Here is an 8,122-nt window from a genome sequence, read left to right as displayed (position 1 = left end):
ATGAGATAGTAAGAAAAATGAAACTTATAGTTCCCGAGTATATAAGTAATAATTCCAAGTATGAGGAATTGGATGGACAGGAGAAAAAATCGATATAAAGAGGCTGTCCAAAAAGTCTTTAAAATCGTCATTCTGAGTGAAGCGTAGCGGAATCGAAGAATCTTGTTGTTTGATTCTGAGATATTTCGACTTCACTACGTTCCGCTCAATATGACGAGAATTTACTTTTTGGACAGCCTCTTTGTCTGTGTGTTCTAATCTCTTAGTATTCCCCTCGAAATTACAATTTTTTGAATTTCGGTAGTCCCTTCGTAAATCTCCGTTATTTTAGCGTCGCGCATCATTCTTTCTACATGATACTCTCTTACATAACCGTAACCGCCGTGAACCTGAACCGCTTCGGTTGTTACTTTCATAGCCATAGTTGCGGTATACGCTTTTGCCATGGCTCCCGATACATCGTAATTTGCACCCTGGTCTTTATCCCATGCAGCTTTCATGCATAAAAAACGTGCAGCATCAATTTCAGTTGCCATATCAGCTAATTTAAATGCTATAGCCTGATGGTTGGATATTTCGGTACCAAATGCCTTACGTTCTTTTGAATATTGTAGTGCCGCTTTATATGCACCGGATGCTATTCCGAGAGCCTGGGCGGCAATACCAATTCTTCCTCCGGCCAAAACTTTCATCGCAAATCTGAACCCAAATCCATCTTCTCCAATTCTGTTTTCTTTAGGAACTTTTACATCTGTAAACATTAGAGAGTGAGTGTCTGAACCCCTGATTCCCATCTTGTTTTCTTTGAGACCGATATCAAAGCCATCCATATCTCTTTCTACAATGAATGCATTAATTCCTTTATGACCTTTTTCGGGATGTGTATGCGCTATTACAATATAGGTAGATGCAGTATTACCGTTGGTAATCCAGTTTTTTGTGCCGTTTAATAAGTAGTGATCTTCTTTTTCGATTGCAGTAGTACGTTGTTTTGTTGCATCTGATCCCGCTTCGGGTTCTGAAAGAGCAAAAGCTCCAATTACTTCACCGGTGGCTAACTTTGTCAGGTATTTTTGTTTTTGCTCTTCAGTACCATACGCTTCAAGCCCCCAGCAGACTAATGAATTATTTACACTCATTACAACAGCAGCCGATGCATCAACTTTTGCAATTTCTTCCATTGCAAGCACGTATGAAACTGTATCCATACCGCCACCGCCATATTTTGGGTCTACCATCATTCCTAAGAATCCAAGGTCTCCCATTTTTTTTATTTGTTCTTTTGGAAATTTCGCTAATTCATCTCTTTCAATCACTCCGGGCAGTAATTCAGTTCTCGCAAAATCACGAGCAGCATCCCGAATCATTAACTGTTCTTCTGTAAAATTAAAATCCATTTAAATGTCTTATTTTATTGGTTAGAGATAATAAAAATATATTTTTAAGCTTTAATATCCTATTAATTATAATAAATATTATGCACGCACAACAATATTATGCAGTTGGACTGATGTCAGGCACGTCATTAGACGGGTTGGATATAGCATATTCCAGCTATACTAAAGATGGTGAAAACTGGAGTTTCGAGCTTTTAAAATCAAAATCGGTTTCTTATTCTGAGGTGCTGGAAAGTGACTTGAGGAATTCAGTGAAAATGAGTGCTCTTGAATTAACCGAACTGCATTCGGAATACGGAAGGTTTTTGGCAGAGCAGGTCAGGATTTTTATTGAAGAGGAAAAAATTGTGGAGCTTGATGTAATAGGGTCTCACGGACATACAGTTTTTCATAATCCGGACAAAGGATATACTTTACAGATAGGAGATGCATTATGGATACATAAAATAATTGAAAAGACTGTAGTTGCAGATTTTAGAGTTCAGGACGTTGTGCTTGGCGGGCAGGGGGCTCCTTTGGTTCCTGTTGGGGATAAATCGCTTTTTTCGGAATATGATTACAGGGTGAACTTAGGGGGATTTGCAAATATTTCTTTCGAAAAAGAAGGGAGAGAAATAGCTTTTGATATTTGTCCGGTGAACACTATTTTGAACAAATTTGCTAACAGGTTGGGTTTGGATTACGATGATAAAGGCTCTATTTCAAAATCCGGAAAAATAATACCTGAGATGTTGAAAAAACTCGATGGGATTGATTTTTATAAAATGGAGTATCCTAAATCTTTGGGAGTAGAATGGAATGAAGAAATGATTTTTCCAATAATTGATTTTTATGAAAAAGAAAGCATTGAAGATTTACTAAGTACTTTTACTCATCATATAGCAAATCAAATTTCTGAAACATTAATAGGTAAAGATAAAACTGTGTTGCTTAGTGGTGGTGGTGTATATAACGATTTCTTAATTTCTCTGATTAAGGAAAGAACAAGTCATAAATTGGTAATTGCAGATCAAAAAATTACAGATTTTAAAGAAGCAATAATATTTGGTTTTTTAGCTATTCTCAGAATTCGTAATGAGGTAAATTGTTTGGCAGAAGTTACAGGAGCTGAGAAAGATCATTCAACAGGAATTATTTATAATTTCAACACAGCTGAAAAATGATCATTGTAATTTTTCACTAAAAAAAGTGTCAGATATGTATAAGATTACATCTGACTTTTGTCATGTATTCTTTAAAGTATTTCTAAAGCCTTATTGTATAAGGGTATTTGAATATTTGGTAGGCAATTAAATATTTTCATTATTATGTATTCAACTTTATTAGTTTTTTACATTTGCATCAATTAAACCAGTTTCATCAATATTAAAGCTATTTTAATCCTTCTTGGGGATTATTTCTTTGTGAGATGAATAAAATAATATCATTCGTAAACCAAAAATTAATAAAATAGATTAGACATGTACATTTTAATGGTCGTAATCTTTGTTCTTGGGTATCTTGGAATAGCCTTAGAACATCAGATTAAAATAGACAAGGCAGCTTCAGCCTTATTAATTGGAGTACTAACCTGGACAATTTATGCTTTGAATGCAGTTGATATCCTGAATTTAGGACTTAATACTGCCTGGGTTGATTTAGTAAGTGGCTTTAGTATTCCTGAAGCTCAAATGGGAGAGTTGGCAAATCACTTTGTAAAGCATGAGCTTGAGCACCATTTGGTCGAGATTTCTGAGATCTTATTCTTCTTATTAGGAGCTATGACGATTGTAGAAGTAGTTGATCACCACCAAGGATTTAAGATTATTACTGATAAAATTACTACTACAAACAAAGTTAAATTACTTTGGATTCTTGGAGTATTAACATTTTTCATGTCTGCAGCTTTAGATAACCTTACTACAACAATTGTAATGATTACCTTGTTGAAAAAGCTTATTGATGATAAGGAAACACGCTGGTTGTTTGCCGGTGTGGTTGTGTTTTCGGCAAATGCCGGTGGTGCATGGTCTCCAATTGGTGATGTAACTACTATCATGCTTTGGATTGGCGGACAAATTACTGCTGCTAATATTATAGTTAAAGTTATTTTCCCTTCACTTGTTTCAATGATAGTACCATTGGTAATTTTATCATTTACATTAAAAGGAAATATAACTCGTCCTTCTCTTGGAAATCAAAGAGATTTCACTACAGAAAAAGAAAGAAATGGAGTTTTCTTCTTGGGAGTATCAGCGTTATTGTTTGTTCCGATTTTTAAAACAGTTACGCACTTGCCTCCGTACATGGGAATGCTATTTGGTTTAGGTCTTATGTGGACTGTAACCGAAATAATGCATAAACATAAACCTGAAGAAGACAGACGTCATCTTTCTGTAATAAACGTATTGTCAAGAGTTGATGTGCCTACTGTATTATTCTTCTTGGGAATTCTTTCGGCAGTAGCGAGTTTACAATCGGCAGGACACCTGGTTCAAACTGCTGAATGGCTAGACGCTGTTACAAATAAGAATATATATATTATTAACTCTGTAATTGGAGTATTATCTGCAATTGTAGATAACGTTCCTCTGGTTGCCGGTGCAATGGGTATGTATGAAGTAGATCCTTCATCTCCTGTTTTAATGGTTGATGGTACTTTCTGGGAGTTATTGGCTTATGCCGCCGGAACAGGAGGAAGTATTTTAATTATCGGTTCTGCTGCGGGAGTTGCTGCGATGGGATTAGAAAAAATTGACTTTGTTTGGTATTTGAAAAAGATATCTTTACTTGCATTTGTTGGATATGCAGCAGGCATTGGAGCTTTTGCTTTTCAGGAAAGTATGATAGGACATGGTGACGATAAATTTGTTCATGATCCTGTTCATCATGAGTTTGAAGGTGGAGAGAAGGAAGTGACGGATAAAGATGCTGTTCATATTAATTCTAATATGTCTCTAGAGATAAAAAGAGGAGCAGGAAGTCATTAATATGCAGTATTATACCATATTAAGTACAGATTTTCTGACTTAAAACATATAAAAACCGTATTGTTTATTTCAATACGGTTTTTTTTATTTATTAAGGGCTTGTGTTAGAATAATATAAATTAATTTACGTTATAGAATAATATGAATTATTCGTTGAAAAAAATTAGAATATTACAATAGGGCTTTCTATTTTTGGGAGTTTAATATTAAGAATAGCAATTTTATCGAAATTAATATGATTTTTGAGAGTTTACAAACAGCAGCAGACCAAGTGATGGAAGGCGGAATAGATACAGAAGTAGTTCCGGTAGAGAAAACCTTATCTATAATGGATTTAATAATGAGTGGGGGAACAGGTGGTCATTTGATCATGATAACACTTTTTATACTTTCCGGAATAGCAATGTATATTTTTATTGAGAGATTTAGTGCAATTAGAAAAGCTGCTAAACTGGATACTAATTTTATGAATAATATCTCTGATCAGGTTCACGGAGGGAAATTGGAAGCTGCTAAAGTTATGTGTCAGCATACCGGTACTCCGGTAGCAAGGATGATCGAAAAAGGTATTTCAAGAATTGGAAAACCATTGGAAGATATAAATACGGCAATTGAGAATACAGGAAAACTTGAAGTTTTTAAGCTGGAAACTAATATTAGTACGCTTGCTACTATTTCCGGTGCTGCTCCTATGATCGGATTTCTAGGTACCGTAATTGGTATGATTGTTGCCTTTCACGATATGGCTTCAGCCGGAGGACAAATTGATGTTGAGCTTCTTTCGAAAGGTATCTATACTGCCATGACTACAACTGTAGCAGGGTTGATTGTAGGTATATTTGCTTATATAGCCTATAATCTTTTGGTTGTTAGAGTTGATAAGGTAGTGCATCAAATGGAAGCCAGTACAACTGAATTTATGGATTTACTTAATGAACCTATATAGTTTGACTCTGTTATTGTATTAAACAATATACATAGAATAACTAGGTATAAATCAGTATAAATATGAATATTAGAGGAAGAAATAAAGTAAGTCCTAACTTCAACATGTCGTCTATGACAGATATAGTTTTTCTGTTGTTGATATTTTTTATGCTTACGTCTACACTTGTTACAACAAATGCTTTGGACTTATTATTACCAAAAGCAAAAGGGAAAACAAGTAAGAATCAAAATATTTCGGTAAGTATCAATAAAGATTTAAATTATTATATCGATAGAACACCAATTGAAGCCGGCCAGATCGAGAGTCAGTTGCAACGAATGTTAAGCGGAGAGCTTGAACCTGCAATAGTTATCAGGGCGGAGAAAAGTGTTCCTATTGATTATGTTGTTAAAGTTTTGGATATAGCCCGTCGAAATAAGTATAAAGCAGTATTGGCTACTCAACCCAAGTAAACTTTAACCCTGTATGAAGTTTGAGCGAATGCTCAACAAAGCAATAAAGCAAATAGAATGTTTAATACAAGTCATAAACGAAAAGGATTAGTAGGTTCGATTATTATACATATCATCCTTATTGTTCTTTTTATATTTTTGGGAATGAAATATCAGGATCCTCCTCCGGAACCGGGTATAGCAATAGTTTTTGGCTTCGATGAACAGGGTAGAGGAGACTTTAAGCCTGTTCCTAAATCAGTTCCTGAACCCGTTACTGAAAAAACAGAAACTAATCAGGTAGAGGAGGAAAGAGTAGAGCCTGTAGAAAAGGTTGAAGCTGAAAAATCTTCAGATGTTAAAGAGGATGTAATGGCACAGGATATGGAAGAATCTCCTGTTGTAGCAGAGCAGAGAAGAAAGCAGAAGGAAATAGAAAAAAAAGAAAGAATAGAAAGAGAGAGGTTGGAGAAAAAGCGTCTCGAGGAGGAAAGAATTAGAAAAGCTAAGGAGGCTAAGAAGAACAATCTTGACAATATGTTCTCTAACTTGAAGAATTCTCCTGATGCCAGTGGAAGTGATTCTAATCAGGGAGATGACGATAGCGATGGATATAAAGGATCTGAGGACGGATTGGAAAATGCCAAAAGTTTCACAGGTAATGGAGGGGTAGGTAATTATGGCGATTACCAGCTTGGTAATAGGAAGCCAAGAAATAAACCACAGCCAATTTACGATGGAAAGGATCAGGGAATAGTTGTTGTTAGAATATTGGTAGATAAGAATGGTAAGGTAGTATACGCTGAGGCAGGAGTAAAAGGTTCTACAACTACCGATCTGCAATTATTGAAAAGGGCCAAAGAAGCGGCATTGAGAACAACCTGGCAAGGCGATTCTTCAGCTCCTGAAAAACAAGAAGGTAGAATTATATATAATTTTATTATCGAAAATTAAAAATACTTGGCTTTGGACGATTATCAAAAAACTATAAACTGGTTGTTTAAGCAACTTCCAATGTATCAGCGCCAGGGAAGTTCGGCATATAAAACAGATTTGACCAATACTGTTAAGCTGTGTAACTACCTCGATAATCCGGAACGAAAATTCAAAGCAATTCATATTGCCGGCACCAATGGAAAAGGGTCTACAGCTCATATGTTGTCGTCTGTTTTTCAGGAAGCGGGATATAGAACAGGACTTTATACTTCTCCACATCTTAAGGATTTCAGAGAAAGAATTAAGATTAACGGTCAAATGATTCCCGAGCAGGATGTTGTTGATTTCGTTCATAATAATAAGGCTTTTTTTAAGAAAAATAAGCTTTCTTTTTTCGAAATGACTGTTGGTCTGGCTTTTGATTTCTTCTCTAAGAAGGAAGTGGATATTGCTATCATAGAAACTGGTCTTGGCGGTAGATTAGACTCTACCAATGTTATAAAACCTTTATTGTCGGTAATAACCAATATAGGTCTGGATCATACTAAGTTTTTGGGAGAAAGCTATGAGGAAATAGCCTCTGAAAAAGCAGGTATTATAAAAAAGAATATTCCGGTTGTTGTAGGCCAAACACAGGAAAAATCTATTACAGATATTTTTAAAAGAATTTCGAGATCTAAAGATGCCAAGTTATATTTTGCGGATCAATTGGAATGGCTGCCGGTTTTTAAAACAGATTTAAAAGGTAAATACCAAAAAGATAATACTAAAACAGCCATTGCTGCTATAAAGGTTTTGCAATTACAGGGAGAACCGGTAACGGATGACAATATTATGAACGGACTTCAGAATGTTGTATATAATACGGGCTTGCAGGGAAGATGGCAGAGATTGCTCGATAAACCATTGGTGATTTGTGATACCGCCCATAATAAAGAAGGTCTGGAGCTTGTTATGGAGCAGATTTCGGAGCAGGAGTATGATAAATTACATATTGTTGTAGGTATGGTAAATGATAAGAATGTTGAGGCTGCATTATCGTTCTTTCCTAAAGAGGCAAAGTATTATTTTTGTCAGGCAGATATTCCCAGAGCTCTTGATGTTAAGATATTATCGGGGATAGCAAAAACTATGGGGTTGAATGGAGATATTTATTCATCGGTACGCGATGCCTATGCAAAAGCCCTTGAGTGTTCTGCAGAGGAAGATTTTATCTATATTGGAGGAAGTACTTTCGTTGTAGCTGAGGTTGTTTAGTTTAAAGTCTAAAGTCTAAAGTTTGGAGTGCCTAAAGTTAAAAGTACACATAACTCCAAGTACTCATAATAAAGTTATAAGTGCCTAGAGTTAAAGTACTCATAACTCCAAGTACTCATTCATACCTCAAAGCGTCAATAGGGTCAAGACGTGATGCTTTTATAGCCGGATAAAGTCCTGAAA

At 35.6% G+C, this 8,122-nt stretch carries 7 protein-coding genes; 6 read left to right on the top strand and 1 reads right to left on the bottom strand.

The window, feature by feature from the left end:
• Positions 1-254: 254 nt before the first annotated feature.
• On the bottom strand, positions 255-1,397 hold the full coding sequence (locus ABFR62_11835) for an acyl-CoA dehydrogenase family protein (GenBank protein ID MEN8139111.1): 1,143 nt from the start codon (positions 1,395-1,397) through the stop codon (positions 255-257).
• Positions 1,398-1,477: 80 nt separating this feature from the next.
• Here ABFR62_11835 and ABFR62_11830 point away from each other — a divergent pair, with 80 nt between their 5' ends.
• From ABFR62_11830 to ABFR62_11805, 6 genes are all read left to right on the top strand, one after another.
• Entirely contained in the window at positions 1,478-2,560 is a 1,083-nt protein-coding gene (locus tag ABFR62_11830) for an anhydro-N-acetylmuramic acid kinase (GenBank protein ID MEN8139110.1), read from the top strand.
• A gap of 297 nt (positions 2,561-2,857) precedes the next feature.
• Positions 2,858-4,366: a sodium:proton antiporter NhaD gene (gene nhaD / locus ABFR62_11825; GenBank protein MEN8139109.1), complete on the top strand. Its 1,509-nt coding sequence runs from the start codon at positions 2,858-2,860 to the stop codon at positions 4,364-4,366.
• 274 nt (positions 4,367-4,640) lie between these two features.
• The gene (locus tag ABFR62_11820) at positions 4,641-5,312 is read left to right on the top strand and encodes a MotA/TolQ/ExbB proton channel family protein (protein ID MEN8139108.1); all 672 of its coding nucleotides are present in this window, start codon (positions 4,641-4,643) and stop codon (positions 5,310-5,312) included.
• 62 nt (positions 5,313-5,374) lie between these two features.
• Positions 5,375-5,767: a biopolymer transporter ExbD gene (locus ABFR62_11815; GenBank protein MEN8139107.1), complete on the top strand. Its 393-nt coding sequence runs from the start codon at positions 5,375-5,377 to the stop codon at positions 5,765-5,767.
• A 57-nt stretch (positions 5,768-5,824) separates the two neighbouring features.
• Entirely contained in the window at positions 5,825-6,700 is an 876-nt protein-coding gene (locus ABFR62_11810) for an energy transducer TonB (GenBank protein MEN8139106.1), read from the top strand.
• A gap of 12 nt (positions 6,701-6,712) precedes the next feature.
• The gene (locus ABFR62_11805) at positions 6,713-7,939 is read left to right on the top strand and encodes a folylpolyglutamate synthase/dihydrofolate synthase family protein (protein MEN8139105.1); all 1,227 of its coding nucleotides are present in this window, start codon (positions 6,713-6,715) and stop codon (positions 7,937-7,939) included.
• The last annotated feature ends 183 nt before the right edge of the window (positions 7,940-8,122 follow it).

Source organism: Bacteroidota bacterium, assembly GCA_039714315.1.
Classification (GTDB): Bacteria; Bacteroidota; Bacteroidia; order Flavobacteriales; family JADGDT01; genus JADGDT01.
Note: the sequence above shows the minus strand (reverse complement) of the source record. Positions and strands in the feature narration are given on the sequence as shown.